Origin of the sequence: Actinoplanes sp. OR16 (assembly GCF_004001265.1) — a bacterium.
Taxonomy (GTDB): Bacteria; Actinomycetota; Actinomycetes; order Mycobacteriales; family Micromonosporaceae; genus Actinoplanes.
Window position 1 is genome coordinate 1762778 of the sequence record NZ_AP019371.1, and the last position, 19615, is coordinate 1782392.

The following is a 19615-nucleotide window of genomic DNA, read 5'->3' on the forward strand; positions in this document are numbered from 1 at the left end:
CAGGACTCCCCTCACCTGCCGACAAGGCCGGTCCGGTTGATCAGTTGGTCGAGCATCGAGTCGATCGTGGTGAGGACCCGGGACGCCGCCTCGTACCCACGCTGGTAGGTGAGGAGGTTGGTCATCTCCTCGTCGAGGTTCACGCCGGACTCCGCGTCCCGTGCCGCGTCCACCTGATCGGTCACCGCGTTCTGGATGTCCCGGCGGCGGATCGAGGACTGCGCGGACACACCCAGGTCCCCGATCAGCTGCTGGTACTCGGCGTCGGCGCCGGTCCGCGACGTGGACAGCTCGGAGAGGTCGTCGGCGATCACCCCGTCCAGGACACCGGGTGTCCCCTTCGGATCGCCGGACGAGACGGCGAGCTTGTCCGGATCGGTGACGGCCACCGAGATGTTCGCGGCGGAGAGCGGCAACCCGTTGCTCGACGCGAAGAAGTCCTGCCCGGTGGTGCCGTCCACGCCGTACCCGCTCTTGTGCAGGGTGTTCACCGTGCTCGCGAGCGTGGTCGCCACCGTGTCCAGCCGCTGCGACAGGCTCTGCAGCGTGCCACCGCGGGTGAGCATCTCCATCGAGGCGCCCATCGCCCCGCCCGAGGCGACCGCGGTCTTCGTGTCGGCCCAGCGCAGGTTGACCTCGGTGGTCGCCAGGTCCTCCATCCGCAGGGCGCCGCCGGACTGGATCTCCACGGTCCGGGTGGAGAACTCGTTGACCAGCGGCGCGCTGCCGATGAACACGTTCACCGCGCCGTTCGGCATGTCCGTCGCGGTGGCGCCGACCAGCTCGGAGAGTTTCAGGATGGCCTGGCCCCGCTGGTCCTGGAGTTCGTTCGCACCCAGGCCGGCGCCCTGTGCGATCACGATCTCCTTGTTCAGCTTGGCGATCGTGTCGGCTGCCTTGTTCACCTCGCTGACCGAGGTGTCCAGGCCGGCGCGGGTCGCCTGGAACTGATTGTTCAGCTGGGCGGACGCGTCGTTCAGCGTGACGGCGACGGTGGTCGCCTGCTGGATCAGCGCCGACTTCGGAGCGGCCTTGTCCGGGTTCGAGGCGACGGCGTTGAAGCCGTCCCACATATCCTGCAGACGGGCCTGCAACGCGGTGTCGCTGGGCTCGCCGAAGACGTCCTCGATCAGCGTGTACGCCGAGGCCCGCTCGTTGTGATACGCCGAGTTCGCGTGCTCGGTGTAGCTGCGCTGGTCGAGCGCCGAGTTGCGCATCCGCTCGACCGAGCTGACCGTGACGCCGCTGCCGATCGCGTCGGTGGTGGCGTACACGCCCGGCACCAGATTGGCGTTCTGCGACTGCATCACCACGCGCTGCCGGGTGTACCCCTCGGTGCTCGCGTTGGCGATGTTCTGGCCTGAGACGTCCAGGCCGCGGCGCTGCGCGTACAGCGAGGTCAGCGCCGTGTTGATTCCACTGAATGTGCTGCCCATCAGATCGCCTCATCAACCAGGCTGGGGCGGCGAGCGCCGCCGGTGACGGTCTGGCCCTGCGGCCCGTACGTTTCCACAGTCTCGGCGAACGCGAGCATGGTTTCGCGAGCAGCGCGTTGTCCTGCGGTGAGCAGGTCACGATTGACGTCGGCCAGGGCCCTGATCTCCGACGTCAGGAGCAGGAACGCCTTACGGTGCTGGTGGAGCAGGTCCGACCAGGGGTCGGGAGCCGCGTCCGCCAGCTCGCCGAGGGAGGCGTCCGGAGAGAGTCCGAGTTCGGCGGCGACCTCCTGCGAGTACGCGGCGCGGATGACCTCGGTCTGCCGGATCTGGTCGAGCACCACCTCCACCTCGCGGGTGGCGTGGCTGAGCCAGCGTGACCGGTTGGCGGCGAGGAGCAGCTGCTCCTCCTCAAGCTTGAACAGCAGCATCTCCAGCAGCTCACGTGCACGCCACAGGACGCTGGCCAGGTCGGTCAGGCTCACCCGGACCTCCGTGTCGTATCGCTGTCGGGTGCACCCGATCGGCAACCCGCTCATTCGGACACGTCGGCACATCCGCGATGCCGCTGAGTGGTTTCCGACGATCGGGGACTTCTCCGGTTTGCCGGAAACGACCCGAAAAAATCTCAGAGAATGCCTATGGCCTCTCGGCGATCGGCCGAAGGGATGAGGCGTAACACCACGGCTCAAGGACGGGCCGCTCAAGACCCCAGTCAAGGAGGAGTTTTCAATGGGTCTTCGCATCAACCAGAACATCGCCGCGCAGAACGCCTACCGGAACCTCTCGGTGACCGACAACCAGATGTCGAAGTCGCTCGAGAAGCTGTCCAGCGGTTTCCGGATCAACCGGGCGGCCGACGACGCGGCCGGCCTCTCGATCTCCGAGGGCCTGCGTTCCCAGGTCGGCGGTCTCAAGGTCGCCGTCCGCAACTCGCAGGACGCGATCAGCGTCGTGCAGACCGCTGAAGGTGCGCTCAACGAGACCACCAGCATGCTGCAGCGCATGCGTGACCTGGCGGTCCAGTCCAACAACGCGTCGCTCGACTCCGAGGCGAAGAACGCCGCTCAGGCGGAGTTCACGCAGCTCAGTGCCGAGATCGACCGTATTTCGGACACCACGTCGTTCGGCAAGTCGAAGCTGCTCGACGGTTCCTTCGGCAACACCCAGACGGTGGCCGGCACGCCCGCCGCGATGACCAACTCGACGAGCTTCGGGGTCACCGACATCAACGGCACGACCCTCGCCACGCCGATCGCGGTGACCGTCGACACCACCGGCATGACCGGCCAGGAAGCGGCTACGGCCATCAACAAGGACCTGAGCGACCAGCTCAAGGCCCAGGGTTTCCAGGGCAACGAGATCAGCCTGGTGGCCCGTGAGGACGACACCACCACCGACGTCTCGTTCGAGGCGAACGGCTCGGTGTCGTTCACGTCGACCGGCGTCGCGGCCGGCACGAGCACCGGGAAGACCGGCGGCACGGCGGGCGACTTCCAGATCGGCTCCAACGCCGGCGAGAAGCTCGGTGTCACCATCAACGCCGTCGACTCGAAGACGCTGGGTCTCGCCAAGCTCGACCTCACCACGCCGGCCAGCGGCGCCACCGAGTCCGGTGCCGCGACCGCGATCAAGGCGCTGGACAAGGCGATCACGTCGGTCTCCGACCAGCGTGCTCAGCTCGGTGCGTACCAGAACCGCTTCGAGCACACCATCAACAACCTCAACACGGCTGTCGAGAACCTGTCCGCCTCCGAGTCCCGGATCCGTGACACCGACATGGCGCAGGAGATGGTCTCGTTCACCCGGAACCAGATCCTCACCCAGGCCGGCACGTCCATGCTCTCGCAGGCGAACCAGTCCTCGCAGGGTGTGCTCTCGCTGCTCCGCTAGTGGCTAGTCGCAACCGAACAGCCACCGACAACAACTGAATCTCGTCGTCGAACGACCGAATAGGTGGGGGTAGCCGGAGATTCGGCTGCCCCCACCGCCGCACTTGTCCTGAAGACGAAAGCAGGTTCCCGTGACCAGTTCAGTTGACGGCATGGTCAGCGGCATGCAGACCACCTCGATGATCAACAGCCTGATGAAGGTCGAGGCGGCCCCGCAGACGAAGCTCAAGACGAAGGTCGAGACCGCCGAGACGGCGATCACCTCCTACCAGTCGGTGAACGCCAAGCTCAAGGCGGTCAAGTCGGCTGCCGAAGGTCTGGCCCGGCTGGAGACCTGGCGCTCGATGAAGGCGACGTCGACCTCCGACGCGGTCACCGCGACGGCCTCCGGTGGCGTCGGCGGCATGTCCGGCAGCCTCACGTTCGACGTGAGGTCGGTGGCCCGGGCACAGACCTCGGTGCTCAAGGTCGACACCGCCTCGGAGGGCTTCCCGACCTCGTTCACCATCCAGAGCGGCTCGTGGTCGGACCCGGACAACGACGCGAACACCGACAACGACACCTTCAGCGCCGACGGCACCGCCGCGAAGACCATCAACGTGGGCAGCCCGCCGACCGCCGAGAAGGTGGCGGCCGCGGTCAACTCGGCTGACATCGGCATCCGCGCCTATGTCGTCAAGACCGGCGCCAACGCCGGCGCGCTGCAGTTCACCGGTTCCAAGTCCGGCGCCGCGAACGGCTTCGACATCCAGGGCCTGACCGATCAGTTCAACGCCCAGGAGTCCGTGAAGACCACGTCGTCACGGGACGCGAAGCTCGTGGTCAACCCGGGAACGAACACCGAATACGCGGTCACCAGCAGCACCAACACCTTCGCCGACGTGATGCCCGGCGTGACCCTGAACGCCTCGAAGATCGAGAACGGCGTGACGGTGAGCGCCACGAACGACATGAGCGCCGTCACCGCGAAGATCCAGGCGTACGTCGACGCCGCGAACGAGGCCTTCAACGAGATCAAGACGCAGACCGCGTTCGACATCGACACGAAGAAGGGCTCGCCGCTCACCGGCGACTTCACCGTCCGTCAGATGAACCAGTCCATGCTCAGCATGATCAGTGGTGGCCTGACGTACCAGAAGAACATCTACGACGCCGACGGCAAGGTCACCAGCACCACTGACGTCGCCTTCGGCTCGCTCAGTCAGCTCGGCATCGAGCTCGACCGCAGCGGCACGCTCACCTTCACGGCCTCCAAGTTCGAGGAGGCGTACCAGAAGGACCCGAGTGCGATCCAGGGTGGCGCGATCGGCTTCGCGAACCAGGTCAAGGCTCTGGCGACGAAGCAGTCGAACAGCGTCACCGACGTGATCACCGGCCGGAAGAACGAGATCGACTCGCTGAACGGCCAGATCGAGAACTGGGACGTCCGGCTCGCCGGCCGGCGGCTCGCGCTGCAGAAGCAGTACGCCGGTCTGGAGACCGCGCTCGGCAAGCTGCAGAACCAGTCGAGCTGGCTCTCCGGCCAGCTCGCCGGCCTCGGCTAAAGCCGGCAGCCCGCTCCTTCTGACGAAAACCAGCCCCGAGGAGACCCATGACCGCGCCCAACCTCCGTGACCGCTACCTGCAGGAGACGATCAACACGGCTTCGCCGGCCAAGCTGCTGATCATGCTCTACGACCGGCTCATCCTCGACCTCGGTCAGGGCGCCGAGGCGTTCCGCGCCGGTGACGCCGAACTCGGCAGCGCGAAGGTGATGCACGCCCAGGAGATCGTGCTGGAGTTGCAGGTGTCACTGGATGTCAACGCGTGGGACGGAGCTCCCGGACTGTCCAGTCTGTACGGTTTCATCCTCACCGAGCTGATCGGGGCGAACATCAGGCGGGACGCCGACCGGGTGGACGGCTGCCGGAAGCTGCTGGAGCCGCTGCGAGACGCGTGGCGCGAGGCGGCGTCGGCGACATGACCACCGGGACACAGGCGGCGGATTGGCGGGTGGCCTGGACGCAGGCGCTCGACGAGCTGGAGATGGACGTCGCCTCGGTCGAGGCGATGCTGGCCGACGAGCACCGGCACGCCGAAACCCCACCCGCCGACCTGTGGAGGCCGCCCACCGAGCTGGGCGCGCTACCGCTCGAACTCAAACCGCGGGCCGACGAGATCCTCACCCGGCAGCTGGCCGCGGCCGAGGAACTGGCCCGCCGGATCACGGCGAGCCGCCAGCAGCTGACCATGACGTCCCGGATCGAGACCGGTGAGGCGGTAAAGCGGCCCGTCTACCTCGATCGCGCGATGTGACCACGACGTCCCGGAATCCCGGCAGGGGTTCCGGGACGTTCTCGTGTGCAACCTCTCAGCAACCGCTTGGGACTCAGCGGATTGCCGGTCAGGCCGAACTGCAAGGTACGAGCAACGGAATGCTCACCGAATTGCCAAGGAGAGGCGACCGTACGCATCGCGTAGGAGTCCCCGTGTTCGATGACCGTTCGTCGTCCGCACTGCGTGTCGCTGTCGCGGGTCTCGCGGCCCGGCAGACCGCCATTGCCAACAACATCTCCAATATCGAGACCCCCGGCTACCGCGCCCGTAAGGTCAAGTTCGAGGAAACGCTGAAGACCGCCATGGACAACGGCGGATCGGCGAGCGATGTCACCCCGAGCGTTCAGACGTCCCTGGAGCCGACCCGGCTCAACGGGAGCAACGTCAACCTCGACGAGGAGACGCTGTCGCACATCGACACCACGATGCGCTACAACCTCGCGATCCGGGCGCTGGACGGCAAGTACAGCCTCCTCCGCGAAGCCATCAAGGGGGCCTGATCATGAGCACGTTCAACGCGATCGGGGTGGCCGGCACCGGCGTCACCGTGTACCGCAAATGGCTCGACGCGGTGTCCGACAACATCGCCAACATCAACACCACTTCTCGTACGTCGGAGAACGCCTTCCAGGCCCGTTACGTCGAAGCCCGGGCCGCTCAGGACGGCAACGGCGCCGAGGTGGCCGGCATCTCGCTCGGCAGCGCCGAGGGTGTCCTCGCGTACGACCCGGAGAATCCGCTCGCCGACGCCGAGGGTTACGTGCGCCGGCCGGACATCGACATGGGCAGCCAGATGGCGCAGCTCATGATGGCGCAGCGCGCGTACCAGGCCAACCTCGCGGTGGTGGACCGGGCACGCGAGTCCTACTCCGCCGCGATCAACCTCGGGAAGTGATCGTGATGACCTCTGCGATCGGTGGTATCGGCGGTATCGGCGGTTTCTCCGGCATCGAGGGGATCTCCGGGCTCGGCGGGTTCAGCGGAGTCAGCGGGGTCTCGGACGACACCGAGACCGCCGCCCCCAAGGGACCCAACGCGGACTTCGCCGGCATGCTCGCCCAGGGCCTGGAGAACGTCCAGGCGTCACAGCAGAAGGCGAGTGATCTCGCCGTCCAGGTCGCCAACGGCACGCTGCAGGACCCCGCGCAGTACACGATGGCGTCCACCGAAGCAGCTCTTGGACTTCAGCTGACCATGGCCATCCGCAACAAGGCCGTGGAGGCGTTCCAGGAGATCATGAGGATGCAGGCCTGACATGACCGACCGCCTTCCCGCTCCGGTACGCCGCGTCACGGACACCTTCAAGTCCTTCACACCGGGACAGAAGGCTGTCACGATCTTCGCGGTCATCGCGCTCATCGTCGGTGGCTACTTCTTCGCCACCTGGGCGGCCAAGCCGTCGTACCAGATCCTCTTCAACAACCTGTCGACCAAGGACGCCAGCGCGATCGTCGAGTCCCTGCAGAAGTCGGGCGTCTCCTACGAGCTGGCGAACGAGGGAACCACCGTGCTGGTCCCCCGCGACCAGGTGAACCAGCTTCGCCTGCAGCTCTCCGGCGAAGGCCTCCCCAACGACGAGGGCACCGGTTACTCGTTGCTGGACCAGCAGGGCATCACCACCAGTGACTTCATGCAGCACGCCAACTACCAGCGGGCGCTGGAGGGCGAGCTTTCCAAGACCATCAAGTCGATCGACGGCGTCGAGGCGGCCACCGTGCACCTCGTCCTGCCGCAGAAGGACGTCTTCGCCGACGACCAGAACAAGCCGACCGCCTCGGTCCTGGTCGCGTCGAAGGGGAACTCCGAGCTCAATGGCGACCAGGTGCAGTCCATCGTGCACCTGGTCGCTTCGAGCGTCGAGGGCCTCGACCCGACCCAGGTCACCGTCGCCGGCTCGGACGGCCGGATCCTCTCCACCGGTGGTGGCGCCAACATCGCGACCGGCGGCGACAGCGGCATCGAGGCGCAGACCGTCAACTTCCAGAACCGGATGAACTCCTCGCTGCAGAAGATGCTGGACAGCCTCGTCGGTCCCGGCAACGCGGTGGTCACCACGACCGCGGCGCTCGACTTCGACCAGGCCGAGACGCGCAGCAAGAAGTACAGCGCCGATCCGGCGACACCGGCCGAGTCGGAGAGCATCAACACCGAGACCTACTCCGGCAGCGGAACCGGCCAGGGCGGTGTGCTCGGCCCGGACAACATCCAGGTGCCGAACAACGCCGGCAACGGCCAGTACGCCAACAAGAACGAGGTGCGCAACCGTCAGCTCGACGAGGTCGAGGAGGTACGGCAGAACGCGCCGGGCAGCATCGAGCGGCTCAACGTCTCGGTCCTGCTGAACAGCACCGTCGCCGGCGGCGTCAACGCCGACCAGGTGCAGGAGCTGCTCAGCGCGGCGGCGGGCATCGACGCCACCCGCGGCGACACCATCGCGGTCGCCTCCATGCCGTTCGACACGAGCGCTGCCACCGCGGCTCAGGACGAGCTCGCCGCGGCCACGGCCGCCGAGACCCAGGCCAAGCAGATGACCCTCATCAAGACCGGCGCGCTGCTCTTCGTGGTCCTCGCGCTGATCTTCCTGGCCTGGCGGGCCAACAAGAGGGCGAAGAAGCGCCAGCAGCTCACCGAGGAGGAACGCAAGCACCTCGAGGACATGCAGGCGGCGCTCGAGGCTCAGCGCCGTGCCGAACTGGACGTCTCGACCGCCACCAGCATGAACATGCTGGAAGCCCCGGATCTCACGGCCGAGAACGACGAGGCGCGCGAAGAACGGCACCGGGAGATCGAGCAGCTGGTCAAGGAGAAACCGGAGGAGACCGCGGCCCTGATCCGCAGCTGGCTCTCCGCCGACTCGTCCCGCTGATGAACCGCTGTTAAACGACGGTTGAGGAGTATCCGTTGACCACACCGGGTCTCACCACGCTCTCGATGACGGGCGCGCGCAAGGCCGCGATAATGCTGGTCCAGTTCGGCAAGGAACAGTCCGCCGAGGTTCTGGCGAACATGACCGAGAAGGAGGTCGAGATGCTGTCCGCCGAGGTCGCTCGGCTGGGCAAGCTCGACCCCCATCAGGTCGACGACGTGATGGACGAGTTCTACGCCATGGCGACGACCCGGTACGCCGGGTCGGGTGGCATGGACTACGCCCGGGAACTCCTGGAGGCGTCGCTCGGCAAGGAGCGGGCGGCGCTGATCCTGGACCGTCTCGAAGCGTCGATGAACGACATCCCGTTCAACTTCCTCAGCCATGCGGACCCGCGTCAGCTGCTCTCGTACGTCCAGTACGAGCATCCGCAGACCATCGCGTTGGTGCTGGCCCACATACCCTCGGCCCTGGCCTCGTCGATCCTGGCGGGGCTTCCGCTGGAGGTGCAGACCGAGGTCGCGCACCGGATCGCGATCATGGACCGGACCTCGCCGGACATCATCCGGCAGGTCGAGACCGCCCTGCAGCGCAAGCTCTCCTCGGTGCTCCAGCCTGACGAGCTCTCCACCGTCGGCGGCCTCGGGCCACTGGTCGACATCATCAACCGTGCCGACCGCACCACCGAGCGGCTCATCCTGGAAGCCCTGGAGGCACGCAACCCGGAGCTGGCCGAGGAGATCCGGCGCCGGATGTTCATGTTCGAGGACATCATCAACCTCGAGGACCGCGCCGTGCAGCTGGTGCTGCGGCAGGTCGAGCCGTCCGACCTCGCGACGGCGCTCAAGGGTGTGCCGGAGGGTGTCCGCGACAAGGTCACCCGGAACCTCTCCGAGCGCGGTCGGGAGAACCTCATGGAGGAGATCGACCTGCTCGGCCCGGTCAAGGTCAAGATGGTCGAGGAGGCACAGGCGAAGATCGTCGGTGTCATCCGCACGCTCGAGGACTCCGGGCAGATCGAGATCCAGCGCGGTGGCGAAGCCGATGAGCTCATCGCCTGACCGGGCGGTGATCCGCGGGGCGGTGGCCGAGGCGGCCACCACCGCGCGGTTCGCCGTCGATCTGCGCCGCGACGATCCGGTCCTCGACAACGAGGCGGTGGAACGGGCGAAACAGCAGGCCCGGGTGACCGGCTACGCCGAGGGCTGGGCGCAGGGCAAGCGCGACGCCGCGGAGGCCGCCGAGGCAGCGGCGGCCCGGGCCATCGCCAGCGAGGAGGCGTACGAGCACCGTCGCGCGGCCGCCCTGGCGAGCGCGGTGAACGCCCTCGGCCGCGCCGTGACCGAGCTGGAGAACCAGCTCCACCCGACCTTCACCGAACTCCAGGAAGTGATCCTGGCGAGCGCCTGGGAACTGGCCGAGGCGATCATCGGCCGTACCCTGCACGACGATCCGGAACGCGGGGCCGCGGCGCTGCGCCGGGCGGTGTCCGCCGCGCCGGAACACGGCAACCTCGCGGTCAGCCTGCACCCGGACGACTTCCACACGCTGGTCGGCGACGGGGACCAGAACGATTTCGACTACGAGGGCCGGCAGATCACCCTGCGCGCCGACCCCACCCTGCGACCCGGCGACGCCGTCGCGTCGACCGGAACCGCCACCGTCGACGCCACGATCGAATCGGCGATGCAGCGGGCCCGCGAAGCGCTCCGGATTTGAGGACGGCATGACCGACGTCTTCCAGCACCGGCTGCACAGCGCGATCCTGGCCGCCCGGCCGCAGGTCAGCGGCCGGGTCACCGGCGCCGTCGGGCTACGCGTCACGGTCAGCGGGATCGAGGCGAACGTCGGCGACCTGCTGCGGATCGGCGACGGCCCGGACGCGGTGCTCGCCGAGGTGTCCGCCCTCGACGGGGAACGCCTCGCCTGCCTGCCGCTCGGGCCGATCGCCGGGATGGGCGCCGGGACACCGGCGTACAGCACCGGCGGCCCGCTGCGCGTGGCGGTCGGGCCGGACCTGCGCGGGCGCATCCTGGACGGTCTCGGCCGCCCGATGGACGGCGGGCCTCCCCTGCGCGGCGAGTGGGTGGAGATCGACAGTCCGCCGCCGGGCGCGATGGAACGCCAGCTCGTCGACCGGCCGATGTCCCTCGGCGTGCGGGTCCTCGACACGCTCGTGCCCTGCGGCCGCGGCCAGCGCATCGGCATTTTCGCGGGCTCCGGCGTCGGCAAGTCCACGCTGATGAGCCAGATCACCCGGGGCACCTCGGCCGAGCTGAACGTGGTCGCCCTGGTCGGTGAGCGCGGCCGTGAGGTGCGCGAGTTCATCGAGCACGACCTCGGCGAGGAGGGCCTGGCCCGCTCGGTCGTCGTGATCGCCACCTCGGACACGCCGCCGCTGGTCCGGCTCCGGGCCGGTTCGGTCGCCACCCGGATCGCCGAGTATTACCGGGACGAGGGCGCCGACGTGCTGCTCATGATGGACAGCGTGACCCGTGCCGCGATGGCCCAGCGCGAGGTCGGCCTCTCGGTCGGCGAGCCGCCCGCGACCCGCGGATACCCGCCCTCGGTCTTCGCGATGCTCGCGTCGCTGCTGGAACGGGCCGGACCGGGCGCGCGCGGCAGCATCACCGGCCTCTACACGGTGCTGGTCGAGGGCGACGACCACAACGAGCCGATCGCCGACGCCGCCCGGTCGATCCTCGACGGCCACATCGTGCTGGACCGCAAGCTCGCCACGGCCGGTCACTTCCCGGCGATCCAGGCCCTCGACTCGATCTCCCGGGTGGCCAACAAGATCACCAGCCGGGAGCAGCGGTCCGACGCGACCGAGCTGCGCCGGCTCATGGCCGCGCACCGCGAGGTGCGCGAGCTCGTGGAGATCGGCGCCTACGTGCCGGGCACCAACCCGGACGCCGACCGGGCGAACGCCAACTGGGCGCAGATCAGCGCGTTCCTCCGGCAGGACCTCGACGAGCGGCTCACCGCCGACGACGCCTGGGCACAACTACGCGCGCTGATCGCGACGACCTGACCCGCCGCCCGCACTGTGACGCGCGTGGCTGAGTAGCAGGAGAGTTGCAAGCACTCAGCGATTCGGGTCGCACGCCGAAGCGGTCATGTGAGGGCCCTACCCGGCCCGGTAGGAGGCGAACGTGAACCGCTTGTTCCGGCTCGGACCCGTTCTCCGAGCCCGCAAGGCGCAGGAGGACGCCGCGCGCGGTGCGGTCATCCAGTCCCGCGCCGAGATCCGCGACGCCGAAGCCCTGGTCAAACGCCGGCGGCTGGAACTGACCGGCGCCGACGCGCCCACCGAGGGGACCGCCCGCGCCATGGTGGCCTCGCTCGTCGCCCGGCAGTCGCTCGCCGCCGGGCTCTTCTCCGCGCAACGCATGGTCGTCGACGCCCAGGACATCGAACGGGAGAAGATCGCGGCGCTGACCGAGGCCGCCAAGAAGAGACGCGCCGTGGAGATGATGGCCGAACGGCACGCCGAGGCCGTCCGCGACCACGATCTCCGCACCGACCAGGCCAACCTCGACGAGCTCGCGGTCACCTCGAAGGCGCGCCAGGCCGCCAACGGAGCGGAGGGAGGCCAGGAATGACCTCGATGGGCGTGAACGGGGTTATCAACCGGGTGGCCGAGCTCAAGGAGCAGCTCGGGCTGAACCCTCCGCCGGCCGCCGCCACCACCGGCGCCAACGGCACCAAGTTCGCGTCGGCGCTGGCCGACGCGACGAGCGCCGGCGTCGCTCAGCCCGGGAAGTCGTCCGGACCGAGCGGCGCCGACGTCGTCGCGGCCGCCAAGAAATACCTGGGTACGCCGTACGTCTTCGGCAGTGACAACCCCAGCAAGGGCCTGGACTGCTCGGGGTTCGTGCAGCAGGCCTACGAGGACCTCGGCGTGAAGCTCCCCCGCAACTCGTGGCAGCAGGCCCAGGCCGGGCGGCCGGTGGCGAGCCTCTCCGACGCGAAGCCGGGTGACGTGCTCGCCTTCAACTCACCCGTCGACCACGTGGCGATCTATCTCGGCGACAACAAGATGATCGCGGCGCCGAAGCCCGGCGACCACGTCAAGATCCAGTCCGTGTACGAGAAACCGAGCCACATCCGGCGGGTCCTCGACACGGTTCCGGCCGCTGCCGTCCAGGACATGTCGGCGCTGCGCCCGGCCGGTCTGCGAGGCGCCGGCAGCACCGGCGGGGTGAGCGGCGTGCCCTACGCCGACCTGTTCAACACGGCCGGCGCCCGGTTCGGCGTCGATCCGAAACTGCTCGCGGCGGTAGCGAAGGTCGAGTCGGGGTACAACCCCAAGGCGGTCAGCAAGGTCGGGGCACAGGGCCTCATGCAGCTCATGCCCTCCACCGCCCGCGGCCTCGGCGTGCACAACGCCTTCGACCCGGAGCAGGCCGTCAACGGCGCGGCGAAGCTGCTCTCGCAGCACCTCAAGGAGTTCAAGTCGTTGCCGCTGGCGCTCGCGGCGTACAACGCGGGTGGCGGCGCCGTGAAGAAGTACGACGGGATCCCGCCGTTCTCGGAGACCCAGGCATACGTCCCGAAGGTGCAGAACGCCCTGGCCGCGCTCGGCGGCTGACCTTTCCTTCTCGAAATCAAGTCCGGAACAGGAGAGATACCCGATGCCGGCTTCCGTGACGGGTCCCGACCGCCGCCCCACGACCGACAGCACCCGCCGTGCAGGGGGACGGCGGGACGAGGGGGGCTCGGACTTCGGTTCGGCGCTCTCCGCAGAGATGGGCCGCCCCGACGACGAGGAGAAGAAGGCGCCGGACGCGGCGAAACGCGCCGGCACCGATCAGGCCACCGCGAACCGGGCCGCTTCGATCCGGTCCGCGGAACGGGCCGCCGACGATCAGGCAGCAGCGAACCGGGCGGCTCTCGACCGCTCGGTGGCGAACCGGGCGGCGTCCGACCGCAGCCTGATGAACCGCGCGCTGAAGGACGACGACACGAACCGGCTGGACAGCAACCGGACCGGCTCGGCGCGTGCGGCGGCCACCGCCGCCGCCGACCGGGCGGCTGATCAGCGGGCCGCAGCGAGCCGGGCAGCGGACCAGCGGTCGGCAGCGAGCCGGGCCGCGGACCAGCGGGATGCCGGGCGGACGGCCGGTCAGCGGGCTGAGGACCAGCGCGTGGCCGATCGAGCAGCCGACCGAGCAGCCGACCGCGCTGCCGACCGGGCCGCGGCGAACCGTGACGCGGATCGGAACGCCGCCGCGCGGGCCACCGCCAACCGGGCACTGGCCAACCGCGCGCTCACCAACCGGGCCATCGCCAACCGGGCAGCCCAGCCCTTCGCCAAGCCGGCCGTCACCGAACGACCGGCTGCCGAGCGGCCGTCCACCGACGGCACGCACGCAGCCGACGCCGACCGCGCCACCACGACCGACCGCGCCGGGGCCACCGACCGCGCCGCCGGGCGTTCCGCAACCGGGCGCTCCACCGCCGGCCGGGCCGGCGCCGGATCCGCCGACCGGGCCGCTGCCGATGGGGCCGGTACTGATCGGGCCGGTACTGATCGGACCGGTACTGATCGGGCCGAGGAAGCGGCCGACAGCGCCAAGGCGGCCGACCGTACCGGCACCGAGACCGGAACCGGTCAGACCGCCGCCGGGACCACGGCGACCGCCGAACAGCTGGCCGCTGCGGCCGCACAGGCCGGTCAGCAGCAGGGAATCGTGGCCGGGGTGGCCGACGGCGCCGCGGACCCCTCGGCGGTGACCGGTGTCGCCGCGAGCACGGGCGTTGCCGGCGCGACCGCGGCGGGCGTCGACCTGGCCGGCACCACGACCGGCGTGGGCGGGACCGGCGCGGCGGGGGCCGGTGCCGACGGAACCGGGGTGGGTGGACCCGGCTCGGCGGGGGTCGGTGCACCCGGAACCGGGGTGGGTGGACCCGGCACGGGTGAACCCGGTGTGGGCGGAACCGGTGCGGCTGGTCAAACCGGGGCGGGATCGGCCGGTGGACCGGGACAGGCCGGCGGTGTCCCGCTTCCGGCCGGGATGACACCGGTGAGCCAGGACATGGCAGCCGACCCGGCTCTGGCCGCGGCAGCCCAGGCGGCCGCGCAGACCGCCGCGACCCGGGCGGACGCCGCCCAGGCCGGTACAGCGACCGAGAACGTTCAGTCCGCCGACGCCACCGCCACGCCCGCGGGCGACACGGCCACGCCCGGAGCCGGGGTGGCCGGGCCGGGTGGCGACGCGGCGTCGGCGAACGCCGGTGGCGGCTCGGCTGAAGGCGGTGGCAGCGAGGGCGAGCGATTCCCGGCGCCCGAGACGGCCGGTGTTCCGGCGGGCGGCGTGCCTGCGGGGGCTTCCGGCGTACCCGGGGCGGGTCAGACCGACCCGGCAGCGGCCGCCGGCATGCCGCCCGGAACTCCCGGCGTGACCGGGCCGCAGGCAGCGGCACCGGCCGCGCCCCTCGCCGACGTGCCCGCACCGCCTCCCTCCACGCCGGTGCCCGGTCCGCCCGCGTCGCAGCTCGCCATGCGGATCGTCCCGCTGAAGCTGGACGCCGACGGCGTGCACCGGCTCACCGTGCACCTGCACCCGGTCGACCTCGGACCGGTCCAGGTGGTCGCGGAGATCCGGAACGGCGACATCAGCGTGCAGCTCTCCGGCGGGACCGAGGCGGGCACCGAGGCTCTCCGGTCGGCGCTCGACGACCTGCGTCGTGAGCTGCAGGACTCCGGGTTCGGCAACTGCACGCTCGACCTGCGGCAGGGCACCGCCCAGCAGGGCAGGCAGCAGTTCCCGGGCGGTGGCCCGGGCCGCCGGGGCGACGTGCCGGGCGGGACGAACGACCTGCCGGCCGAGCCGGCGCCGAACGCGACCCGCCGGGCCACGCCGACCGGCCGGATCGACGTCCAGGCCTGACCCGTGAAACGCGACGACCACCCGCTCGTCAGGCGGGTGGTCGTCGGTTCGATCCGGCGTGATCGGGCGACTTCCCCATCGATCGATCAGGCCGGTTTCTCCGGTGTGGGATTGTCGATCGGTTCCGGTGTCACTGCGGTGCCGTCCGTCGGGTTCTTCCGATAGCCCGCCAGGATGAACCGCACGCCGGCCAGGAGCACGGCGGCGATCGGCACGGCGATGAGGAACCGGATCAGCACCTGCAGCAGATCGAGCTGGTCGACGAGCAGGCGGTACAGGGCCGGCGCGGTCATCAGCAGCGCGAACAGCAGAACCGACGGACGGATCATCGCCGTGAGGCGCGAGTCGCCCGGCGTGGCGTGGCGGCGGACGGCATCACCTCGGCCGCGATCCGGGCGCAGAGCATGGCGGCCCAGGCGTGCGGTGTCGCGGGCTTACCGTCCAGCGAGAAGATCGGCACGTCCAGCCCGAGCACCGAGGCCGGGTCCGAGGTGAGCTCCACGCTGTGCACCACGAGCGCCTCCACGTCACCGAGTCCGCGCAGGTGGCGGGCGGTGTCCGCGGTCTTGCGGGTGGCGTCGACGACGGCCCAGAGCGCCGTGGCGCCGAGCGCGTCGCACATGTCGTTCACCCAGAACGGGTCGGTGCCACCGACCGGCGCGTCGATCACCACGACCCACGAGTGGTCGGCGCTCTGCAGCTTCTCGGCCCGCGACTCGGCCGCGCTGCGGCTGGAGATGAGCCGGGACGAGTGCAGCCCGGTGCCGGCCGTCGACGGCCCGGCCAGCAGCAGGTGGCTCTGGTCGACGTGCACCTGCTCCAGCAGATGCTTGGCGATCGGCATGGTGGCGTGCACCTCGCCGGCCAGGACCAGGATCTCGCCGGGCCCGTCCGGGATGCCGGGTGCGGAAGGACGGGCGGCCAGGACGCTGAGCACGCCGGCATACGTGTCACCGCCGGTGATCTTGCGGGCCATCTCCTCCGGCATGCCGACCGTCACGAGGTTGCGCTGCACCGGATCGAGGTCGCCGGACTGCGTGATCGACACCGGCGCGACGGCCGGGACGGCGGCCGTCGCCGGCGGCGGGGCGGCAGCGGCGGGCGGCGCGGCCGGCGACACCGGAGCGAGCGTGGCCTCGGCCGCGTACGCCTCGGTGGCCGCACGGGCGGGCGCCGGGCTGAACGGCGCCGCCGTCGCCGCGCGGGGCGGCACCGCGGCCGGCTCGGACGGCCGGGTCGGCGCCGGTGTCGCGGCTCTGGCCTGCGCGGACATCGCCGTCCGGATCGGCGCGACCGGCTCCGGCATCTGGGGCGTCGCCGCCGGCATCTGGGGCATCCCGGCCGGCATCTGCGGCATCGGCGCGGCCGACATGTGGGCCGGCGAGACCGGTGCCGACGTGGGCTGCGGCGGGTGGGCGGGCATCGGCGGCAGCGGCGGCTCCTTGGCGGCCGCCGCGGGCCGGGACGGGAAGCTCGGCACCGTCGGCAGGGCGGCCGGCAGGGGACGGTTCACCGCGGCGCCACCGGCCGCGGACGGGCGGAACGGGCGTACCGTCTGCGGCCCCTCCTGCGCCTCGGTCTGCCGGGGCCGGGCCGGCGCCGCCATCGGGCGGGATGGTGGACTGCCGCTGCCCGCCCGGCCGCCGCCCGCGTTGCTCGCCGCGTCGATGCCGGCCATCAGGTCGGCGAAGGCGGCGCCGGTGTCACCGAACGCGGCGCTGCGGCTCTCCTGACGCGAGCGCAGTTCCGGCGGCTGACCCGGGTCCGTGATCACCCGGTCCTGGGATTCGGCCTGCTCCAGGAGCCGCTCGAAGTTGTTCGTGTCGTTCTGGGCGACGGTCTGTTGCGCCATGTCATCACTGTCCTCGGTCGCATCCGGTACCTCGACGGAGAGCTCGTAGTGCTGCTTCGCGAAGAAGCCGCCGATACCACCGCTTCGTACCTTGTCGGCGGAAATGATCTTCACACCGGAGCCGTACTCGTCACGTACCTGAGCCAGAAGCGGCTCGATGGTCGGTCCCTCAAGCAGCACCCGCGTAGGCACCGTTCACCACCCCTATCGTCTCGATCTGTGCGGTGGAACCAGAGATTTCGCTGTACGACAGCACCTGAACTCGGCGGGAACCGGCCCGCAGCAGTCGCATCAGTGGCAGCCGCAGTTGTGGGGAGCAGGCCAGGACCGGGTTGAGGCCCTGCTGCTCGGCGGCCTCAGCCAACCGGCTGGCCTCGCTGACGATCGCCTCGGCACGCATGCCGTCGATCGCCATGAAGGCGCCGGTCTCGCTGGGTCGCAGGGACTCGAGCAGGCTCTGCTCGAGCATCGGGTCGAGCGTGATCACGGTGAGCCGGCCGGACGACGCGTACTGCGCCGCGATCGCCGGGCCGAGGGCGCTCCGTGCCGCCTCGACCAGGCTGTCGTGATCCACCGTCTGCTTGGCCCGCAGCGAGAGCGCCTCGAAGATCCGGACCAGGTCGCGGATCGGCACACCCTCGTCGAGCATCGCCTGCAGCACCTTCTGGATCTGGCCCAGGCTGAGCAGGCCCGGCGTCAGCTCCTCGACGACGACCGGGTGGGTCCGTTTGACCATCTCGGTCAGCGCCCGGACGTCCTCGCGGCCGAGCAGCCGGCTCGCGTTGGTCCGGACGATCTCGGCGAGGTGCGTGATGATCACCGAGGCCCGGTCCACGACCGTCGCGCCGGAGAGCTCCGCCTGGTAGTGCAGTTCGGCGGGCACCCACTTGCCGGCCAGCCCGAAGACCGGCTCGACACCGGCCCGGCCGGGCAGTGCCTGCAGGCCTTCGCCGATCGCGAGCACCGCGCCCGGCGGCGCCTGACCGGTGCCGGCGTCGACACCGGAGATCCGGATGGCGTACGACGACAGCGGCAGATCGAGGTCGTCCCGGGTACGGACCGGCGGCATGATCACGCCGAGTTCCATCGCCATCTTGCGGCGCAGGGCGCGTACCCGGTCCAGCAGGTCGCCGCTGCTCTGATCGACCAGGTCGACCAGGTCCGGCGCGAGCGCCAGCTCCAGCGGGTCGATCCGCATCTCGCCGAGCAGTTGTTCCGGCGAGTCCGGCGACGGCAGGTCGGGCGCTTCCGCGGCGGCCGCCGCCGCGGCGGCATCGGGCTCCGGCTCCGGATCCTTCACCCTCTGGGCGAGGGCCAGGACCGCGCCTCCGACCAGCAGGAACGGCAGTTTCGGCAGGCCCGGGATGACGCAGAGGGCAAGCGCCGCGCCGCCGCCGATCCGCAGGGCCAGCTTGTTCTGACCCAGTTGGGCGGTGACGGTCTGGCCCATGTCGCCGGAGGTGGCCGATCGGGTCACGATCAGACCGGTGGCGACCGAGAGCAGCAGCGCGGGGATCTGGGAGACCAGGCCGTCGCCGATGCTCAGCATGCTGTAGTGGTTCATCGCGTCGACCGGCGCCATGCCGGCCTGCATGATGCCGATCGCGAACCCGCCGACCAGGTTGATCAGCGTGATGATGATGGCCGCGACGGCGTCACCCTTGACGAACTTGGAACCACCGTCCATGGCGCCGTAGAACTCGGCTTCGGCGGCCACCTCGGCGCGGCGCTTCTTCGCGCCCGCCTCGTCGATCAGGCCGGCGTTGAGGTCGGCGTCGATCGCCATCTGCTTGCCGGGCATCGCGTCGAGGGTGAACCGGGCGCCGACCTCGGCGACCCGCTCGGCACCCTTCGTCACCACGATCATCTGGACGATCACCAGGATCGAGAAGATGACCAGGCCGATGACGAGGTTGCCACCGACGACGAAGCTGCCGAACGCGTGGATCACCTTGCCGGCGTCGCCGTCCCTGAGCACCAGGCGGGTGGCGCTGATGTTGAGCGCCAGCCGGAACAGGGTCAGCACCAGCAGCAGGGCCGGGAAGACCGCGAAGTCCAGCGGCTTCTGCACGAACATGGAGATGAGCAGCGTCAGCAGGGCCACCGTGATGTTCACGGCGATGAACAGGTCCAGCAGGAAGGTCGGCAGGGGTACGACCATCATGATGATGATGCCGACGACCCCCACGGGTACGGCGAACTTGCTGATGCTCTGCTTCTTCACGGCACCTTCCGAGCATGGGGCAGTACGGGCGACGAGGCCCTTTCACTGGGGCCGCTATGGCACCGCCACGCACCGCTCTTCCTTGCCGATCTTCCCTGCTCTCAGACCCCAATGTGAGGCAATTTCCCGAAAT

19 protein-coding genes are annotated in these 19615 nt (G+C 69.9%); 14 read left to right on the forward strand and 5 right to left on the reverse strand.

Going from position 1 to position 19615, the window contains the following annotated elements:
- Positions 1–11: 11 nt before the first annotated feature.
- Both flgK and EP757_RS08150 read right to left on the reverse strand, forming a co-directional pair.
- Positions 12–1436 carry a flagellar hook-associated protein FlgK gene (gene flgK, locus EP757_RS08145; RefSeq protein ID WP_127543580.1) on the reverse strand — a complete coding sequence of 475 codons (1425 nt, stop codon included), beginning with the start codon at positions 1434–1436 and terminating at the stop codon, positions 12–14.
- The gene (locus EP757_RS08150) at positions 1436–1921 is read right to left on the reverse strand and encodes a flagellar protein FlgN (RefSeq protein ID WP_014447721.1); all 486 of its coding nucleotides are present in this window, start codon (positions 1919–1921) and stop codon (positions 1436–1438) included. The genes flgK and EP757_RS08150 overlap by 1 nt, the downstream gene beginning before the upstream one ends.
- Before the next feature lie 247 nt (positions 1922–2168).
- Here EP757_RS08150 and EP757_RS44595 point away from each other — a divergent pair, with 247 nt between their 5' ends.
- The 14 genes from EP757_RS44595 to EP757_RS08220 all read left to right on the forward strand — a co-directional run bounded on the left by EP757_RS44595 (position 2169) and on the right by EP757_RS08220 (position 15406).
- A complete protein-coding gene (locus EP757_RS44595) occupies positions 2169–3329 on the forward strand; it encodes a flagellin (protein ID WP_127543581.1) in 1161 nt (386 codons plus the stop codon).
- Positions 3330–3459: 130 nt separating this feature from the next.
- On the forward strand, positions 3460–4872 hold the full coding sequence (gene fliD / locus EP757_RS08160) for a flagellar filament capping protein FliD (protein ID WP_232050418.1): 1413 nt from the start codon (positions 3460–3462) through the stop codon (positions 4870–4872).
- A gap of 47 nt (positions 4873–4919) precedes the next feature.
- Complete coding sequence (gene fliS, locus EP757_RS08165) at positions 4920–5291, forward strand: flagellar export chaperone FliS (protein WP_127543582.1); 372 nt, start codon at positions 4920–4922, stop codon at positions 5289–5291.
- Positions 5288–5623, forward strand: coding sequence for a hypothetical protein (locus EP757_RS08170; RefSeq protein ID WP_127543583.1), 336 nt, complete (start codon positions 5288–5290; stop codon positions 5621–5623). Before fliS ends, EP757_RS08170 begins: the two co-directional genes overlap by 4 nt.
- Positions 5624–5796: 173 nt before the next feature.
- Positions 5797–6144 (forward strand): flagellar basal body protein, encoded by a 348-nt coding sequence (locus EP757_RS08175; RefSeq protein ID WP_127543584.1) that lies wholly within the window; start codon positions 5797–5799, stop codon positions 6142–6144.
- 2 nt (positions 6145–6146) lie between these two features.
- Positions 6147–6539 (forward strand): flagellar basal body rod protein FlgC, encoded by a 393-nt coding sequence (locus tag EP757_RS08180; RefSeq protein ID WP_127543585.1) that lies wholly within the window; start codon positions 6147–6149, stop codon positions 6537–6539.
- Positions 6540–6544: 5 nt separating this feature from the next.
- Positions 6545–6898 (forward strand): flagellar hook-basal body complex protein FliE, encoded by a 354-nt coding sequence (fliE, locus tag EP757_RS08185; protein WP_127543586.1) that lies wholly within the window; start codon positions 6545–6547, stop codon positions 6896–6898.
- Between the two features lies 1 nt (position 6899).
- A complete protein-coding gene (fliF, locus tag EP757_RS08190) occupies positions 6900–8510 on the forward strand; it encodes a flagellar basal-body MS-ring/collar protein FliF (protein WP_127543587.1) in 1611 nt (536 codons plus the stop codon).
- 35 nt (positions 8511–8545) lie between these two features.
- Positions 8546–9571: a flagellar motor switch protein FliG gene (gene fliG / locus EP757_RS08195; RefSeq protein WP_127543588.1), complete on the forward strand. Its 1026-nt coding sequence runs from the start codon at positions 8546–8548 to the stop codon at positions 9569–9571.
- Positions 9555–10229, forward strand: a complete 675-nt coding sequence (locus EP757_RS08200; protein ID WP_232050419.1) for a FliH/SctL family protein — start codon at positions 9555–9557, stop codon at positions 10227–10229. The genes fliG and EP757_RS08200 overlap by 17 nt, the downstream gene beginning before the upstream one ends.
- 7 nt (positions 10230–10236) lie before the next feature.
- Positions 10237–11544 (forward strand): FliI/YscN family ATPase, encoded by a 1308-nt coding sequence (locus tag EP757_RS08205; RefSeq protein ID WP_127543589.1) that lies wholly within the window; start codon positions 10237–10239, stop codon positions 11542–11544.
- A 121-nt stretch (positions 11545–11665) separates the two neighbouring features.
- Entirely contained in the window at positions 11666–12115 is a 450-nt protein-coding gene (locus EP757_RS08210; protein WP_127543590.1) for a cell envelope biogenesis protein TolA, read from the forward strand.
- Entirely contained in the window at positions 12112–13104 is a 993-nt protein-coding gene (locus EP757_RS08215; RefSeq protein WP_127543591.1) for a transglycosylase SLT domain-containing protein, read from the forward strand. The genes EP757_RS08210 and EP757_RS08215 overlap by 4 nt, the downstream gene beginning before the upstream one ends.
- Before the next feature lie 43 nt (positions 13105–13147).
- Positions 13148–15406: a flagellar hook-length control protein FliK gene (locus EP757_RS08220; protein ID WP_127543592.1), complete on the forward strand. Its 2259-nt coding sequence runs from the start codon at positions 13148–13150 to the stop codon at positions 15404–15406.
- Positions 15407–15492: 86 nt separating this feature from the next.
- Here EP757_RS08220 and EP757_RS08225 read toward each other — a convergent pair whose 3' ends face one another.
- Genes EP757_RS08225 through flhA form a run of 3 tightly spaced genes read right to left on the reverse strand, consistent with a single transcriptional unit; the run spans position 15493 to position 19482 of the window.
- Positions 15493–15735 (reverse strand): hypothetical protein, encoded by a 243-nt coding sequence (locus tag EP757_RS08225; protein WP_127543593.1) that lies wholly within the window; start codon positions 15733–15735, stop codon positions 15493–15495.
- Positions 15732–17438 (reverse strand): hypothetical protein, encoded by a 1707-nt coding sequence (locus EP757_RS08230; protein WP_127543594.1) that lies wholly within the window; start codon positions 17436–17438, stop codon positions 15732–15734. The genes EP757_RS08225 and EP757_RS08230 overlap by 4 nt, the downstream gene beginning before the upstream one ends.
- A complete protein-coding gene (gene flhA, locus EP757_RS08235) occupies positions 17428–19482 on the reverse strand; it encodes a flagellar biosynthesis protein FlhA (protein WP_127543595.1) in 2055 nt (684 codons plus the stop codon). The genes EP757_RS08230 and flhA overlap by 11 nt, the downstream gene beginning before the upstream one ends.
- Positions 19483–19615: the final 133 nt, after the last annotated feature.